The organism is Sphingopyxis sp. 10G20-10, from assembly GCF_057365075.1.
The window spans coordinates 1038099-1051928 of the sequence record NZ_CP195117.1 but is presented as its reverse complement, the minus strand read 5'-3'; the positions used below and the strand labels follow the sequence as shown (position 1 = coordinate 1051928).

General features: G+C 59.9%; 18 protein-coding genes and 1 tRNA gene. 5 read left to right on the top strand and 14 right to left on the bottom strand.

The window, feature by feature from the left end; translation table 11 throughout:
* Positions 1-4: 4 nt before the first annotated feature.
* Positions 5-511 carry an rRNA maturation RNase YbeY gene (gene ybeY / locus ACR3XE_RS05175; protein WP_473698673.1) on the bottom strand — a complete coding sequence of 169 codons (507 nt, stop codon included), beginning with the start codon at positions 509-511 and terminating at the stop codon, positions 5-7.
* 256 nt (positions 512-767) lie between these two features.
* Here ybeY and ACR3XE_RS05170 point away from each other — a divergent pair, with 256 nt between their 5' ends.
* Together ACR3XE_RS05170 and ACR3XE_RS05165 are read left to right on the top strand one after the other, a co-directional pair.
* Positions 768-1046, top strand: coding sequence for a hypothetical protein (locus tag ACR3XE_RS05170; protein WP_473698674.1), 279 nt, complete (start codon positions 768-770; stop codon positions 1044-1046).
* Positions 1047-1157: 111 nt separating this feature from the next.
* Positions 1158-1538, top strand: a complete 381-nt coding sequence (locus tag ACR3XE_RS05165; protein ID WP_473698675.1) for a DoxX family protein — start codon at positions 1158-1160, stop codon at positions 1536-1538.
* Between the two features lie 32 nt (positions 1539-1570).
* Here the strand turns inward: ACR3XE_RS05165 and ACR3XE_RS05160 are convergent, their stop codons facing one another.
* The 9 genes from ACR3XE_RS05160 to ACR3XE_RS05120 all read right to left on the bottom strand — a co-directional run bounded on the left by ACR3XE_RS05160 (position 1571) and on the right by ACR3XE_RS05120 (position 8092).
* The gene (locus ACR3XE_RS05160; protein ID WP_473698676.1) at positions 1571-2584 is read right to left on the bottom strand and encodes a PhoH family protein; all 1014 of its coding nucleotides are present in this window, start codon (positions 2582-2584) and stop codon (positions 1571-1573) included.
* Positions 2584-3921, bottom strand: a complete 1338-nt coding sequence (gene miaB / locus ACR3XE_RS05155; RefSeq protein WP_486185956.1) for a tRNA (N6-isopentenyl adenosine(37)-C2)-methylthiotransferase MiaB — start codon at positions 3919-3921, stop codon at positions 2584-2586. The genes ACR3XE_RS05160 and miaB overlap by 1 nt, the downstream gene beginning before the upstream one ends.
* A gap of 8 nt (positions 3922-3929) precedes the next feature.
* A complete protein-coding gene (locus ACR3XE_RS05150) occupies positions 3930-4724 on the bottom strand; it encodes a lysophospholipid acyltransferase family protein (RefSeq protein WP_473698677.1) in 795 nt (264 codons plus the stop codon).
* Positions 4693-5118: a Fur family transcriptional regulator gene (locus ACR3XE_RS05145; RefSeq protein WP_486185955.1), complete on the bottom strand. Its 426-nt coding sequence runs from the start codon at positions 5116-5118 to the stop codon at positions 4693-4695. Before ACR3XE_RS05145 ends, ACR3XE_RS05150 begins: the two co-directional genes overlap by 32 nt.
* 115 nt (positions 5119-5233) lie before the next feature.
* Positions 5234-5665, bottom strand: a complete 432-nt coding sequence (locus tag ACR3XE_RS05140; RefSeq protein WP_486186015.1) for a Ros/MucR family transcriptional regulator — start codon at positions 5663-5665, stop codon at positions 5234-5236.
* A 134-nt stretch (positions 5666-5799) separates the two neighbouring features.
* Positions 5800-6261, bottom strand: coding sequence for a GNAT family N-acetyltransferase (locus ACR3XE_RS05135; RefSeq protein WP_473698679.1), 462 nt, complete (start codon positions 6259-6261; stop codon positions 5800-5802).
* Positions 6258-6893, bottom strand: a complete 636-nt coding sequence (tsaB, locus tag ACR3XE_RS05130) for a tRNA (adenosine(37)-N6)-threonylcarbamoyltransferase complex dimerization subunit type 1 TsaB (RefSeq protein ID WP_486185954.1) — start codon at positions 6891-6893, stop codon at positions 6258-6260. Before tsaB ends, ACR3XE_RS05135 begins: the two co-directional genes overlap by 4 nt.
* Before the next feature lies 1 nt (position 6894).
* Entirely contained in the window at positions 6895-7488 is a 594-nt protein-coding gene (locus tag ACR3XE_RS05125; RefSeq protein WP_473698681.1) for a malonic semialdehyde reductase, read from the bottom strand.
* A 28-nt stretch (positions 7489-7516) separates the two neighbouring features.
* Positions 7517-8092: a NifU family protein gene (locus tag ACR3XE_RS05120; RefSeq protein WP_473700363.1), complete on the bottom strand. Its 576-nt coding sequence runs from the start codon at positions 8090-8092 to the stop codon at positions 7517-7519.
* A gap of 62 nt (positions 8093-8154) precedes the next feature.
* Between ACR3XE_RS05120 and ACR3XE_RS05115 the strand changes: the two genes are divergently transcribed.
* The 3 genes from ACR3XE_RS05115 to ACR3XE_RS05105 all read left to right on the top strand — a co-directional run bounded on the left by ACR3XE_RS05115 (position 8155) and on the right by ACR3XE_RS05105 (position 10527).
* Entirely contained in the window at positions 8155-9027 is an 873-nt protein-coding gene (locus ACR3XE_RS05115; RefSeq protein ID WP_473698682.1) for a hypothetical protein, read from the top strand.
* Positions 9028-9048: 21 nt separating this feature from the next.
* A tRNA-Thr gene (locus tag ACR3XE_RS05110) sits at positions 9049-9124 on the top strand.
* Positions 9125-9285: 161 nt separating this feature from the next.
* Positions 9286-10527 (top strand): tyrosine-type recombinase/integrase, encoded by a 1242-nt coding sequence (locus tag ACR3XE_RS05105; protein WP_473698683.1) that lies wholly within the window; start codon positions 9286-9288, stop codon positions 10525-10527.
* A gap of 123 nt (positions 10528-10650) precedes the next feature.
* Here the strand turns inward: ACR3XE_RS05105 and ACR3XE_RS05100 are convergent, their stop codons facing one another.
* From ACR3XE_RS05100 to trbF, 4 genes are read right to left on the bottom strand one after another with little or no spacing between them, the layout of a single operon-like run.
* Positions 10651-10875, bottom strand: a complete 225-nt coding sequence (locus ACR3XE_RS05100) for a DUF2274 domain-containing protein (protein ID WP_473698684.1) — start codon at positions 10873-10875, stop codon at positions 10651-10653.
* Complete coding sequence (locus tag ACR3XE_RS05095; RefSeq protein WP_473698685.1) at positions 10872-12122, bottom strand: TraB/TrbI/VirB10 family type IV secretion system protein; 1251 nt, start codon at positions 12120-12122, stop codon at positions 10872-10874. Before ACR3XE_RS05095 ends, ACR3XE_RS05100 begins: the two co-directional genes overlap by 4 nt.
* Positions 12119-12970 carry a P-type conjugative transfer protein TrbG gene (gene trbG, locus ACR3XE_RS05090; RefSeq protein ID WP_473698686.1) on the bottom strand — a complete coding sequence of 284 codons (852 nt, stop codon included), beginning with the start codon at positions 12968-12970 and terminating at the stop codon, positions 12119-12121. Before trbG ends, ACR3XE_RS05095 begins: the two co-directional genes overlap by 4 nt.
* Positions 12967-13827, bottom strand: a complete 861-nt coding sequence (gene trbF, locus ACR3XE_RS05085) for a conjugal transfer protein TrbF (RefSeq protein ID WP_473698687.1) — start codon at positions 13825-13827, stop codon at positions 12967-12969. Before trbF ends, trbG begins: the two co-directional genes overlap by 4 nt.
* Between the last annotated feature and the right edge of the window lie 3 nt (positions 13828-13830).

Here is a 13830-nt window from a genome sequence, read left to right as displayed (position 1 = left end):
TGCCTCAACTGGCGTCCGCATATGGATTGGCGAGGCCCAGCGATGCAAGCGCTTTCACCTCTATCTCTTCCATTGTCGTCGCGCTGACATCATCCTGATGGTCATAACCGACCAGATGCAGCGCGCCGTGCATCATCAAATGGGTCGCATGGTCGACAAAGCTGATGCCTTTTTCCTCCGCCTCGCGGGTGCAGGTTTCGCGCGCCAGCACAATATCGCCCAGCAAAATTTCGCCGTCATCGGTGTTTGCCAGCATGTCGAGCAGGTCTGGCTGCACTTGCGGGAACGACAGGACATTGGTCGGCTTGTCCTTGCCCCTAAAATCGCGATTGAGCCGTTGCACCTCTGCATCGTCGGACAGGCGCACCGCGATTTCGACCAGCGGTGCGGCGTCGGCCAGCATCGCATAAGGCGTCATCCTCAACACCGCGGCGACGGCCTCGGACGCGCGGGCGTCCCAGTCGAGTGTTTCGGGCCATGGCGTCGCCACCTGGGTTTCGACGGTCAGCATGGGTGGGCGCGGACGTTTGTGATCATTTCACTCCCCATCGGGATCAGAATAGCCGTCCGGAGAAACGACAGATATTTCTGGCATTGTGCAGCAGGTCCGAGGCGGTTCAAAATATAGCTCATCGTCTCACGCTATCGCGGAGCGATGCACTAAGACAGCGAAAAGAACGCTGAAGCTTGTCCGTTCAGGCTCGGAAGGAGGGCGGTGTTGTCGGCCTACGCACCTTCTCTTAACCATTGGGGCGCACAATTGCCGCATGTTCGGACCGCGAATCACCACCGTTTTTGTCAGCCGCTGGCGCGCGCTGTGGTTTGCGGCGTCAATGTGCCTGCTCGCCTATTGCTCGGTGCCACAGCAAAGCGCAGCGCCTCCCGCCAACAGCGATGAGGCGATTGCCCAGGCGGCGTTCGGCGACGATCCCTTCGCGCAAGGGGCGAACGCGAAAAAGACGGATACGCACAGCATCACCGAAGCCGCACAGGGCGACGATGTAAAGCAGGTGCAAGATCTGCTTGCCCAGCTTCCCGCGTCCTAACAGGCCCCTGCTTCCGCGATAGCGACAGCTCTCGGCCGGGCTTGCCGTTATCGCCATTCCGTCATAGCCTAGCCATTCGTCCCGACTAAGGGAGTCAGAAGGGAGGCCATAATGAAATTTTTGGATGCCTATAGCGAGCAAGCCTATGCTGTGTTGCGTATCGTCAGCGGGTTGTTGTTCATCGATCATGGGCTGCAAAAATTCTTCAATTTCCCGGTCGAGTTTCCGATGCCGCTCAACCCCATGCTGATGGCGGCTGGCGCGATCGAGCTGGTCGGAGGAACCTTGATCGCCATCGGGTTGTTCACCCGCCCATCGGCCTTTGTCGCCAGCGGCATGGCTGCCGTCGGTTACTGGATGGTGCATGGATCAAAGGGACTGTTTCCTATCGCCAATGGCGGCGAAACCATCGCACTTTACTGCTTCATCTTCTTGCTCATAGCCACGCGCGGTGCAGGGATATGGAGCGTCGATGGTGCGATGAAGAAATAGGGCACGCTCAGGCGCAGCGGTAATAGAACTGCCTACGCCCCCTCGCCCTCATAGGCTTCGACGATCCGGCCGACGATGGGGTGGCGGACGACGTCGGCGGCGGTGAAGCGGGTGACGGCGACGCCTTCGACGCCCTCTAGGCGGCTAACCGCGTCGGCGAGACCCGAGGTGGCGGGGATGGGAAGATCGACCTGTTTGGGATCGCCGCACACGACCATGCGGCTGTTCATGCCAAAGCGAGTGAGGAACATCTTCATCTGCGGGATCGAGGTGTTTTGCGCCTCGTCGAGGATGATGAAGGCGTCGGCCAGCGTGCGCCCGCGCATGAAGGCCAAGGGCGCAATTTCAATCTCTCCGCTGGCAATCCGCCGCTCGACCTGCTCGGCGGGCAGGCAGTCATAGAGCGCATCGTAAAGCGGGCGCAGATAAGGATCGACCTTCTCCTTCATATCGCCGGGCAGGAAGCCGAGCCGTTCGCCCGCCTCAACCGCCGGACGCGACAGGATGAGCCGCTGGACGCTGCCGGTAATCAGCTGCGCCACCGCCTGCGCCACCGCCAGATAGGTTTTGCCCGTCCCTGCGGGACCGAGAGCAAAGATGACCTCGTCGCGGGCCAGTGATTGCATATAGGGGATTTGGGCGGGCGAGCGCGGCACAATAGTCTTTTTGCGGGTGCGGATCATCACCGCCGGACGCTCTGTTTTTTCGTGGCGGATAATGCCATCAAGGGTTGGTTGCGCCGACAGGGCGATCACGGCGTCGACCATGCCCGCGTCAATCTCTTCGCCCTTTTCAAGCCGGTTATACAGGCCGGTCAGCACATCCCGTGCGCGCGCCGCCGCTTCGGCCTCCCCCTCTATCTGCACGCGATTGCCGCGCGCCGAAATATAGACGCCGAGGCGGTTTTCGATGGCGACAAGGTTGCGGTCAAATTCGCCGAACAGCGGGCCGAGCAACTGGGCGCGTTCGAAATCTTCCTCTAGCTGGACGCGGTCGCCAGGGGTCGCGGGGATCGCTGGCTCTGCATTTTGGGGGCGTTTCGACATCAGGCCATTTCCGCCATACGCACTTCCGCTCCCAGACTGTTCGGCCCCGCCGAGTTAATGTGAACGTCGACCATATCACCAATGGCAAGACCGGGCGCGATGACATGCACCGATTGCAGCCACGGCGATTTACCGATGAGCTGCCCCTCCAGCTTGCCTTTGCGTTCGAGCAAGAGCCGCGTCGTTTTGCCCAGTGTTGCGGCGTTGAACGCGGCCTGCTGTTCGTTGATCAGCGCCTGAAGCCGTTGCAGCCGCTCGTCCATCACCTCTGGCGCGATCTGATCGTCCATCGTCGCGGCGGGGGTACCGGGGCGGCGCGAATATTTGAAGCTGTAGGCCTGCGCATAGCCGGTGGCGCGGATGATATCGAGCGTGGCCTCGAAATCCCCATCGCTCTCGCCGGGAAAACCGACGATGAAATCGCCCGAAATCGCAATGTCCGGGCGAGCGGTGCGGACGCGGTCGATGATGCGCAAATAACTGTCGACGCTATGGCTGCGGTTCATCGCGGCGAGGATGCGGTCGCAGCCCGACTGCACCGGCAAATGCAAAAAAGGCATGAGTTCGGGCACGTCACCATGCGCGGCGATCAACCCGTCGGTCATGTCGTTGGGGTGGCTGGTCATATAGCGGATGCGCTCAAGCCCGTCCTCGTCGGCCAGCGCGCGGATCAGGCCGTCGAGACCAACGGCGCGGCCATGGTCATCTTCGCCGTCCCATGCGTTCACATTCTGCCCCAGCAACGTGATTTCGCGCGCGCCACCCGCGACCAGACTGCGTGCCTCGGCGATCAGATCGGCGAATGGACGGCTGATTTCAGCGCCACGGGTGTAGGGAACGACGCAATAGGTGCAGAATTTGTCGCAGCCTTCTTGCACCGTCAAAAAGGCGGTGGGGCGCTGACCTGCGCCGCGTTTGGGGAGCGCGGCAAATTTCGACGCGGCGGGCATATCCAGATCGACGGGCTTTTCGCCCTTTGCGACCCTTGCCAGCATGTCGGGCAGGCGGTGATAGGCTTGCGGGCCGACAACAACATCGACGGTCGGGGCGCGGCGGATGATTTCCGCGCCTTCGGCCTGTGCAATGCAGCCGGCGACGGCAATTGTCGGGCGCGAGCCATCGTCGCGTTTCAGCCGCCCGATGTCCGAATAAACCTTGTCGACAGCTTTTTCGCGGATGTGGCAGGTGTTGAGAACGACCAGATCGGGGTCTTCGCCCGGCCCTGCCGCGACCATGCCGTCCTGTTCAAACATTTCGGCCATGCGATCGCCATCATAGACATTCATCTGGCAGCCAAAGGATTTGATATGGAATTTTTTGGGAGGAGTCGCTGTCATGGGCGGCGCTATAGGCGCTTCGCGGACGCAGAGGAAGAGCGGGTGAGCTCTGCCATTTTTTGCGCTATCGCGGCACGGCAGGATTCGGAAATTTCCTTGCGATCCTCGGTCTGCGTTACGGGCAGAACGTCCAGATAATGGATGATAAGGTCAATCCCGCGCGACCGCCCCATCAACCGCTTAAAATTGCTGACGCCATCTTCGGGGTCCTGCCAGCTGATGTCAGCAGCCTCGGCATATTCCAGATAGACCGGTTGGATACGCACGCCCTCTGGCGGCGGAGACACCGCCTGAAACAGCGCTGGGCGAAAGGGGAGCAGCCCCTCACCGGTGCCGGTCGTTGCTTCGGGAAACAGGGTCACGGGAAATCCGCGTTCCAGTTCGTCACGCAGCGAATGGGCCTGCGCTTTCACCTGACGCTTGGCGTCTCGCTGAACATAGATGGTGCGGTTCTGGTCGGCTAGCCAGCCGATAAGCGGCGTGGTTTCCACTTCTGCTTTGGCGACAAAGGCCGCGCGCGCCGCGCCGCCAAGCGCCAATATGTCGAGCCAGCTGACATGGTTGGAGGCGAACAACACGTCACGCTTTAATCGCGTGCCGGTGGTGGCCACCCGCAGTCCGGCGATCCATCCGACCGCGTTCAGAAACGCCATCACCATCGGCGACGGTCGGCCCACGGCGCGGTAACAAAGGTGCGGAACGATCAGGAACAGCAACACAAGCGCCATCGCGGCAAGCCGGATTGCTGCGCGCCAGTTCAGGGCAGACGGTCTAGTCGCGCTTGCGATCGAGGGAGACACCATAAAGCTCCATGCGATGATCGACGAGACGATAGCCCAGCCGTTCGGCGATAACCTTTTGCAACGCTTCGAGTTCGGGATCGACGAATTCGATCACCTTGCCCGTTTCGACGTCGATCAGATGGTCATGGTGCGCCTCGGGCGCGGCTTCATAGCGCGAACGACCGTCACCGAAATCATGCCGGTCGAGAATCCCCGCCTCTTCGAACAAGCGGACAGTACGATAGACCGTGGCGATCGAAATGCCGCTGTCGACCGCCGATGCGCGTTCATACAGCGTTTCGACATCGGGATGGTCCGCCGAATCCGAAATGACGCGCGCGATGATGCGGCGCTGTTCGGTGATGCGCAGTCCCTTTTCATTGCACAGGGCTTCGAGATCGATGTTACCGGTCATTCAGGCCTTTCCAAAGGTGCTGCGATACTCTGTCCTGTTATATGGTGCCCGCGCACATAGAACAAGGGCGACACCATGCGGCGTCGCCCTTGTTTCAATTCAGGCCAAAAGACGGTCAGGCTTTTTTCTTTTTGCGACCACCGCCGCGTCCTTTGGTGCCAAGCCCGATTTGCTTGGCCAACACGCGCCGCTTTTCGGCATATTCGGGCGCGACCATCGGATAATCGGCGGGCAGCCCCCATTTTGCGCGATAATCGTCGGGCGTCATGCCATAATGCGTCATCAGGTGGCGGCGCAGCATTTTCAGCTTTTTGCCGTCTTCCAGACAGACAATATGGTCGGGCTTGATCGACGAACGGATGGATACCGCGGGAACAGGTTTTTCCGGCTCTTTTTCCTCGGCACCCAGCGACGCCAGTGCTGTGTGAACATTATTGATCAAAAGAGACAAATCAGAAATCGCAACGCTGTTGTTACTGACATGTGCAGCAACAATGTCTGCTGTTAGGGTTACCAGCATTTCTGCTGTATCGGCTTGGTCCGACATCATCACATCCTTTTAGTTTGAGACCCACTGCGCGAAGCAAATTTTATATTTTACAGGGAATTCTGCGCACGCAGGAAATTCCTGCCGATTTCTATAGCAGGTTGCAATGCCTTTGTCTGCCCAACTGCTCCTATTTAAGACAAACGCATGGTTATTGCGTCACGCACTTTTCCGTCAGCACCTTTATAATAGTCACTTCTTCTTCCGCATTCCGAAAAACCGCATCGATTATATAGAAAAATCGCATCATTATCGGCGCGCATTTCGAGGAAAAGATCTTCCGCACCATGATCGTGCGCCCATGACTTCCAATCTTCTATCAATAGCTTAGCCAGACCTTTGCCGCGTGCCGACGGGTCGACCGCAAGCAACAACAACTCGCTTTCCGGGCCAGCAATGCGTGTTGCAGAGAAACCGAAGACCTGTTTGTCGACCCAGGCCAGCCGCAACCGCGACGACGGCAAAGCAAAAAGCGTAAGGAGTTGAGCCCGCGACCAAGCTTCGCCAAAGGCGGGATCAAAGGCCGAATCCATGACGCGCATGATCGCGGAAAAATCGCCGACATTGGCCGTCGAAAGCGTGATGGTGCCGGTCATGCCTCGCGCAATCCAGGGCTTCCCGCCATCGGCTTGGCATCGGGCGCGCGACCATAGGTCGGGCTGGGGTCGCCATCGAGCGCCGTATCGGGCAAGCGAAGCAGCGATCTGGCATCGGGCAGGGCTTCGAGCAGCTGACCAAAGCCGCGCCGCTCGACAAAGGCCTGTGCCCGGTTACCGATGATGAGCGCCCCGCTTTCGGCAATCGCCTCTTCGGGCACGCACGACTGCAAAGGGGCCAGTGGGGAAAGGTCGGCGCCGAATGGCTGAACGAACCATTGGCCATGCCCACCCTCCATCACGACCAGCGCTCCATCGGCGGCTGCAACGGCATCGGCGGCGCCCGCCGCGACGAGCGCCAGCGTCGAAAAGCCGCGCACCGGAACGCCCCATCCCAGCCCCAGCGCCCGCGCCGCGGCGACCCCGATCCGAACCCCGGCAAAACTGCCCGGGCCGCAGCCGACAAGGATGCGATCCGCGCGGCCGCCCTCTTCCAGTTCAGCGATCAAGGGCACAAGCCGTTCAGCATGACCTCGGCCGATAATCTCGTGGCGAAAATCCAACACTTGCTGCGAATCAACGAGCGCGACCGAACAAGCCTCGCTCGCCGAATCAATGACGAGGCGGCGCATGTCAGGCGATACGGTTGAAGCGGTCGAAGTCGGGACGCGGGCTGCGCTCGAAGATCGAGGCCGGATCGCCATAGCCAAGCGTCGCGATAAAATTGCTCTTCACGCTGGGTTGGTCGGCAAAAAAGGCCGCGTCGACGGCGTCATTGCTGAACCCCGACATCGGCCCGGTGTCGAGCCCCAGTGCGCGCGCCGCAAGGATGAAATAAGCGCCCTGAAGACTGGAATTGCGAAAGGCTGTCGTCTTGGCCAGCTCGGCATTGCCATCAAACCAGCTTTTCGCATCGGTGTGCGGAAACAGGTCGGGCAGATGATTGTAGAACTCATGGTCCATGCCGATGATCGCCGTGACCGGCGCTTTCAGGATTTTTTCGCCATTGGCGGGCATGGTCAGCGGTGCCAGCTTTTGCTTCGCCTCATCACTGACGCACCAGATGATGCGCGCAGGCAGGCAGTTGGCGCTGGTCGGGCCGAACTTCATCACATCCCAGATCGCAGTGAGCTGATCCTGCGACACCGGTTTGTCGAGATACCCATTATAGGTCCGCGCAGTGCGGAACAATTGGTCAAGGGCGCGGTCGTCCAGCGGCTCGCTCATCGGGTCACTCTCCTGAAACGGGGATGGGTCAGACGGCGTGGACAGCCGTCACTTCGGGAACATAATGTTTCAGCAGCGATTCAATACCGTTTTTGAGCGTCGCTGTTGAAGAGGGGCAACCCGCACAGGCACCCTGCATCTTGAGGTAAACATTGCCCTTGTCGAAACCGCGATAAATGATGTCGCCGCCGTCATTGGCAACCGCCGGGCGGACGCGGGTTTCGATAAGTTCCTTGATCTGGTCGATGATGTCGGCGTCTTCAGGATCATCTGTCAGCCCGTCACTTTCTGCCGGAACGCTGATCCCAGCCGCGCTGCCCGCGTTTAACAATGGCATGTCGGCCAAAAAATGGTCCATCACTATGCCCAGCACATCGGGCTTGAGGTCGGGCCAGGAAACACCGGGGGCAGCGGTCACCGAAATAAAGTCGCGGCCAAAAAAGACGCCGGTGACATCGCCAAGATTGAACAATGCGGTGGCGAGCGGCGAGGCCTCTGCCTCTTCGGGTGTTGCAAAGTCGCGCGTTCCCGCCTCCATCACCGCCCGACCGGGCAGGAATTTGAGCGTCGCAGGGTTGGGCGTAGATTCGGTTTCGATAAGCATGGGCGTCATGTGGGATGCCGTCGCCCTTTGTGCAAGCCACATCGGGCGGCTATGCGGCAAATATGCGTCACTTTTCCCATCATGCCTGTATCGACTGGTCGGGCGCCCGCGGCGAACGCCAGCCCGGAATTGCCGTTGCCGGGGCGACCGGCGCTGGTGCGCCCCAGCTATTGCGAGCGGGGCATCGTTGGTCGCGGGCCGAGATACTTGAATGGTTGCAGCAACTTGCCCTTGATCACACCGACATATTGGTCGGCGTCGATTTCTCGGCGTCCTTTGCCTTTGCCGACTGCGGGGTCTATTTTCCCCAATGGAGCGACAGCCCCGCCGATGCACGCACGCTCTGGGCGCTGGTCGAGCGATTGACGGCGCGTGATCCGCATTTCGAATGCGGCTCCTTTCTCGCTCATCCCGAAGCGCACCGCCATTTCCGCCATAGCCGCGACGATGTCGGTGATTTGTTCGGCACCGGCATCGGTCGATTGCGCCAGGTCGAGCATCACCAGCGCGCAACCAAACAGGCGAATAGCTGGAGCAATTTCAACCTTGTCGGCGCGGGACAGGTCGGCAAGGCCAGCCTGTCGGGGATGCGCCTGCTCCACCGGTTGAGCCCGGTGTTTGCCGTCTGGCCGTTCGATCCCCTGCCCGCATCCGGCCCTGTAATGGTGGAAATCTATACCAGCATGGCCGCACGCGCCGCAGGTGTGGCAGCAGGACGCAGCAAGATCCGCGACGGCCAGATGCTCGACACGGCCCTAGCCGTCCTCGGCTCGCCGCCTGCGGGTCATCGCGGGCCGATCAGCGACCATAGCAGCGACGCCATCCTCACCGCGGCATGGCTGCGCAACGTCGCCGACGATAGCGTCCTATGGTCGCCACCTCTGCTCACCGATACGATTGCACAAACCGAGGGCTGGACCTTTGGCGTAAATTAAAGCAAATGGCGCGGCGATGATGCCGACTTAGCTCAGCTGGTAGAGCAACCGCCTTGTAAGCGGTAGGTCGTCGGTTCGAGTCCGACAGTCGGCACCAGTTGCAATTTAAAACCTATCTGTTTTTGCTCGATAACCCGCAGAAAAGCTGGTACAATTGGATATCGGTCGTCCAACATGTTCTCACTTTGTCTCATGGTAACTCGGCAATTTGGGACCACATAGAGGGGGACCATCCTCAAACGCATCTGGTGGCCCCAAATGTTATCCGTAACTCGTATCCGCTCTCTCAAGCCCAAAGATAAACCATACAAGGTCAGCGACTGCAGAGGTCTGTTTCTACTCGTGCAACCATCAGGCGCCTTGCTTTGGCGCCTCAAATATCGCGCCCATGGCGTCGAGCGGAAGATTTCGCTTGGCCGCTTCCCCGACGTCTCGCTCAAGCAGGCTCGCGACAAGCGCGACGAAGCCCGAGCGAAACTTGAGGACGGCATCGACACTTATATAGAGATGCGTCAGGCGAAGCTCGAGGCCGAACTCTTGGCCGCGAACACTTTTCGCATAGTGGCTGACGAATATATTGCAAAAATGGAGCGTGAGGGCCGCCGTCCGGCGACTTTAAAAAAAGCGCGCTGGTGCCGAGACCTGCTTGGCGTTGAAATCGGCCGAATGCCGGTCGGAACAGTGTCGCCCCACCAACTTCTCGCGGCACTCCAACGACTCGAACGCCGCGGTCTCCATGAGACAGCGCAACGCACGCGGGCTTTCGCCTGCCGTGTCTTCCGTTACGCGATCGCGACGCTACGTGCCGAGCACAATCCCGCCGACGTGTTGCGAGGCGCGCTCACCTCCCCGAAGCGCAAGCATTATGCAGCTATTATAGAGCCGGACGAGGTTGGCTGCCTTCTTCGTGCGATCGAGGATTATCAAGGTCGCCCCGAAACGCGACTCGCGCTTCAACTCATGCCGCATGTCTATTTGCGGCCAGGCGAACTGCGCAAAGGCGAATGGAAGGAAATTGATTATGAGGCGGCCGTTTGGCGCATCCCTGCCGAACGCATGAAGATGAAGGTCCCTCATGCCGTTCCACTGTCCTTACAGACAATCACGCTTCTTAAAGAATTAAGGTCGTTGGAAAATTCGAGTAAATATCTGTTTCCGGCTTATCACAGCAGCCAACGGCCAATGTGCGACGGCACGCTTAACACGGCGTTGCGACGACTTGGCTATACCAAGGAAGAGATGACCTCGCACGGCTTCCGCGCCCTGGCGAGCACCTTGCTCAACGAGTCGGGGCTATGGCACCCCGACGCAATCGAGCGCTCCCTCGCTCATGCTGAACCCGATCGCGTTCGTGCCGCCTATCACCGCGGTTCTCACTGGAATGAGCGCGTCGAAATGGCACAATGGTGGTCGAATTATCTCGAACAACTTCGCAACGGCGCGCAGATCATCCATCCAGCCTTTGGAGCTGCAAGAATAGGAAAATTTGGCAGGTCTTAATCCCCAGACAGGAAGCATCCGCTTCTAAATCTGTTTGAGTCGCCTAGCATCAGTCGTGGCAACCTAGCGGAATGAGATAATTGTTATGAACAGCCGTGCCGCGCGTCACAACAATCAAGACGACTAGCTCATGTTCTTGCGCGCTGCTGCGAAGGCACGGTCGCTTGCAAGGAAGCACTCGAGCATGGCGGGAATGATATGCGCAACGCTCTCAGCTTTCCCATAAACGTTTTCGTATAATGTGGCATAATCGTCCAACGCGGCCTTAAGATCCGGGGTCAATATAATTGTCAGTTTTGCCGGCGTGCGGTCAGGCAGGCGTGAAAGTTTGAGGAGTGGCGCGGTCATTGGTCCGTCCTTATCCATGGCCTCAGCACTAAATCCTTGTGAACAACGATTCTGAGCGGCCAACCGGGGCGCACTTTTAGCGTCGGCTGCACATCGAGATTTCTCACAACCAGTTGATCCCCTGCCCTCGCTCCGCTCTGCTGCGTGGACTGACGGATCGCGCGTACGAGATCGCTTTCACTATTTCCCCAACCCACTTCGGTTCCAACGCCGAGCAATGTCGATAGCGCGACGCCTTTCAGGAGCTGCCATGTGTGGCGATCAATCCGATCGGACAAACCCGCATAGCCCTGGGTGTCGGTTGACGGTACATTGTCGATGCGGATCGATGCGCCGTCGGGCAGAATGATACGCTGCCAGACGACCAGCGCCCGACTCTGTCCGAACGCTACAACGCTGTCATAGCTGCCGATCAACCGCGAACCCTGCGGGATGAGCAAGGTCTGCCCCGTCACACTGTCATAGGCATTTTCGGTGACTTGGGCCGTCACCAGTCCCGGAAGGTCTGAGTTTAAACCCGTGATCAGGCTCGCGGCAATAATGCTACCCGCCTGGAGGGTCCAGGGTGACTCGGGGTCGCGCAGCACATGCGGATTGAAATCAACATCGTCACTGGTGCGACCTACAAGCGCATTCTTCCGCTTCTGTCCGTTGGGATCAGGCGCGTCGTTCGATGCTGGCACCAGATTATCCGCGGCCGTCCGGGCCGAAATGACCGTCGACGGCGCGGAGTTAACGGCACCAGATGCCAGTTGCAGCATGACGCCGGATTCGCGCGCGGAGCGCCGTTCAGCAGCGACACGTTGTCGCTCTGCCTCAGCTTCCTGGACTGCCCGGGTTGCCGCTTCGGCTGCGGGATCGGGCTGCTCTGCCATTGCCATTGCGCGCTGATGGTCGAGGATAGGCTTACCAAGATCACCAGGAAGCGGCGAACCCAGTTGCGGTATGGCATCATAACTGGTCGGCGCGTCCGCCAGCACCTCGGAGGAGGCCTTGGTCGGGAGCTGGACGGGGTCTCGGTCTGTTAGTATCACGTCCATCACAGTGGACTTGAGTGCGAACCAGGTGACACCGGCGAGCGCTGTCGTACCGATCGCGGCGATCATGATGATCGTCCCGCGTTTAAATCGCGTCACCCGTGCCGGACTTGCCCGAAGAACAAGCGTTTCCGGATCGGCTTTGGGGGGCGCTTTCGAGGCGATGTCGGCGGATTCCCCATCATCGGGCTTGGACTCGATCTCTTTCACAAGCCCCTCCTCCGCTTCGGCGCAGCCCGCGTGGAAGACGTCGCGGTGATACGGACAATCTTCTGCTTCTTGCCGCCAAGCCGCAGCTCGGCTGCGGCAAACAGACGGTCGACAATATAATAGCGCCCGGCGACGCGATAATTGACGAGGCTTGCCTCGCCACCCTCACCAATGACGAATAGGGGCGGTGCTTCGCCCACGCTAAGCGTAGGGGCAAACTGGATATAAGTCTGACGACCATCGTCGAAGGCGCGTAAGGGGCGCCATGCCGGTTTATCGCCTGATATGTCATAGTTGAAATTGAGGCTGTCCACCGCGAGACCTGATGCGAGCGGCCGTGCGGCGTCTGCCGCTTCGCGCTGACGCCGAATGGCGATCAGCTCATCCTGCGGGTAAGTCCAGCTGATCGCCGCCATCGCTGCCCGCGCCGTGCTTTCGAGCGCCAGATGATAGACGCGGCGGTCAGTAGAAATCACAAGATTGGTCCGAAGCCCCGCTGAAAAGGGCTTCACCAATATGTGGGTGCGTTTGGCTTCACCGCTGCCGCTGGTCGTGTCACCGACCGTCCAGCGCACCGTGTCGCCCGCCGCCACCGACGTGAGCGTTTCGCCGGGCTGGAGTGCGATATCGGTGACGCGCTCGGGCGCGGCATAGAGGCGATAGAGGATGCCATCGGCAAAGGGGTAGACCTGGACCGCATTCACATAGCCGTTGTTCGTCGGCTCGCGCAGTGCAGCACGGTTTGCGGCGGCCACGCGGGCAGAAGGCGTGGAGGCTCCACGCGCTTCGGTCGCGACGGGCAAGGCGAGCGAGGACAGACACATCGTCAAAATGAGAGATCGGATCATGATATCGTCCTTTCAGGGCTTTGCGGGAGTTTGCTTTCCCCGAGATTCGGATCGAGCGGCGAGCCCGAGGGGATCGTCATGGGACCCAGATCCTCCTGCTGCGGCGGCGATACGCGCGTAGGCGTTGATCGCTTGCGGCGTTCGGGCGTGATGTCGCTGGAGCGTTCAACAGGTGTGTCGAGCTCGCGGCTCCAGTCGATGGCATCGACATAGAGGCCGAGCGGATTCTTCCGCAGCATGTCGGCGGAACGCGGTGGCTGGATCTTGACCGTGACCATCGCCGTCCAGCGCGATGTGCCCGAAAGGCTCCCCCGTTCATAGGATTTCTCGATCCATTTGACCTGGAAGCTGCTATCCGACGCGCGGACCACGCTCGTCACCTGGATCGCTGTGGTTCGCTGTCCGATATCGGCGAACGGATGAACGGCGCGCGCATATTCACCGAGAAAAAGCGCTGCCCTTTCGGTCGCAAAATCATAGGCCGTCAGCCAGTTATCGCGCATCAGCACCGGATCGAGCGATTTCGACCGGATGTTCGAGATGAAGCGCCCAAGATGCCAGGAAATTTGTGCATCGCTGGGCTTATAGTCCGCCGCCACGGGCGCTACGGCGCGCGCCGCGCCGAGCGCATCGACCTCGACCACATAAGGCACGACGCGGCTCTGCATCGACTGCCAAACGAGCGCTGCGGACAATCCGGTGGTGAGCAGCAGCCCACCAAAGGCCATCAGTCGCCAGTTGCGTGCCTGGACGCGGGCTGAGCCGATGCGCTCGTCCCATAATTGTCCGGCGCGCTGATAAGGCGTTTCGGGCTCGGGCGTCCGTCCGTAGCGCTGGATTGCGCGTTTAAATCGCATAGA

Bases quoted from the DNA above. Each gene is read 5' to 3' on its own strand.
- ybeY (WP_473698673.1), bottom strand. From the start codon at position 511: ATGCTGACCGTCGAAACCCAGGTGGCGACGCCATGGCCCGAAACACTC.
- ACR3XE_RS05170 (WP_473698674.1), top strand. From the start codon at position 768: ATGTTCGGACCGCGAATCACCACCGTTTTTGTCAGCCGCTGGCGCGCG.
- ACR3XE_RS05165 (WP_473698675.1), top strand. From the start codon at position 1,158: ATGAAATTTTTGGATGCCTATAGCGAGCAAGCCTATGCTGTGTTGCGT.
- ACR3XE_RS05160 (WP_473698676.1), bottom strand. From the start codon at position 2,584: ATGTCGAAACGCCCCCAAAATGCAGAGCCAGCGATCCCCGCGACCCCT.
- miaB (WP_486185956.1), bottom strand. From the start codon at position 3,921: ATGACAGCGACTCCTCCCAAAAAATTCCATATCAAATCCTTTGGCTGC.
- ACR3XE_RS05150 (WP_473698677.1), bottom strand. From the start codon at position 4,724: ATGGTGTCTCCCTCGATCGCAAGCGCGACTAGACCGTCTGCCCTGAAC.
- ACR3XE_RS05145 (WP_486185955.1), bottom strand. From the start codon at position 5,118: ATGACCGGTAACATCGATCTCGAAGCCCTGTGCAATGAAAAGGGACTG.
- ACR3XE_RS05140 (WP_486186015.1), bottom strand. From the start codon at position 5,665: ATGTCGGACCAAGCCGATACAGCAGAAATGCTGGTAACCCTAACAGCA.
- ACR3XE_RS05135 (WP_473698679.1), bottom strand. From the start codon at position 6,261: ATGACCGGCACCATCACGCTTTCGACGGCCAATGTCGGCGATTTTTCC.
- tsaB (WP_486185954.1), bottom strand. From the start codon at position 6,893: ATGCGCCGCCTCGTCATTGATTCGGCGAGCGAGGCTTGTTCGGTCGCG.
- ACR3XE_RS05125 (WP_473698681.1), bottom strand. From the start codon at position 7,488: ATGAGCGAGCCGCTGGACGACCGCGCCCTTGACCAATTGTTCCGCACT.
- ACR3XE_RS05120 (WP_473700363.1), bottom strand. From the start codon at position 8,092: ATGCTTATCGAAACCGAATCTACGCCCAACCCTGCGACGCTCAAATTC.
- ACR3XE_RS05115 (WP_473698682.1), top strand. From the start codon at position 8,155: ATGCGTCACTTTTCCCATCATGCCTGTATCGACTGGTCGGGCGCCCGC.
- ACR3XE_RS05105 (WP_473698683.1), top strand. From the start codon at position 9,286: ATGTTATCCGTAACTCGTATCCGCTCTCTCAAGCCCAAAGATAAACCA.
- ACR3XE_RS05100 (WP_473698684.1), bottom strand. From the start codon at position 10,875: ATGACCGCGCCACTCCTCAAACTTTCACGCCTGCCTGACCGCACGCCG.
- trbG (WP_473698686.1), bottom strand. From the start codon at position 12,970: ATGATCCGATCTCTCATTTTGACGATGTGTCTGTCCTCGCTCGCCTTG.
- trbF (WP_473698687.1), bottom strand. From the start codon at position 13,827: ATGCGATTTAAACGCGCAATCCAGCGCTACGGACGGACGCCCGAGCCC.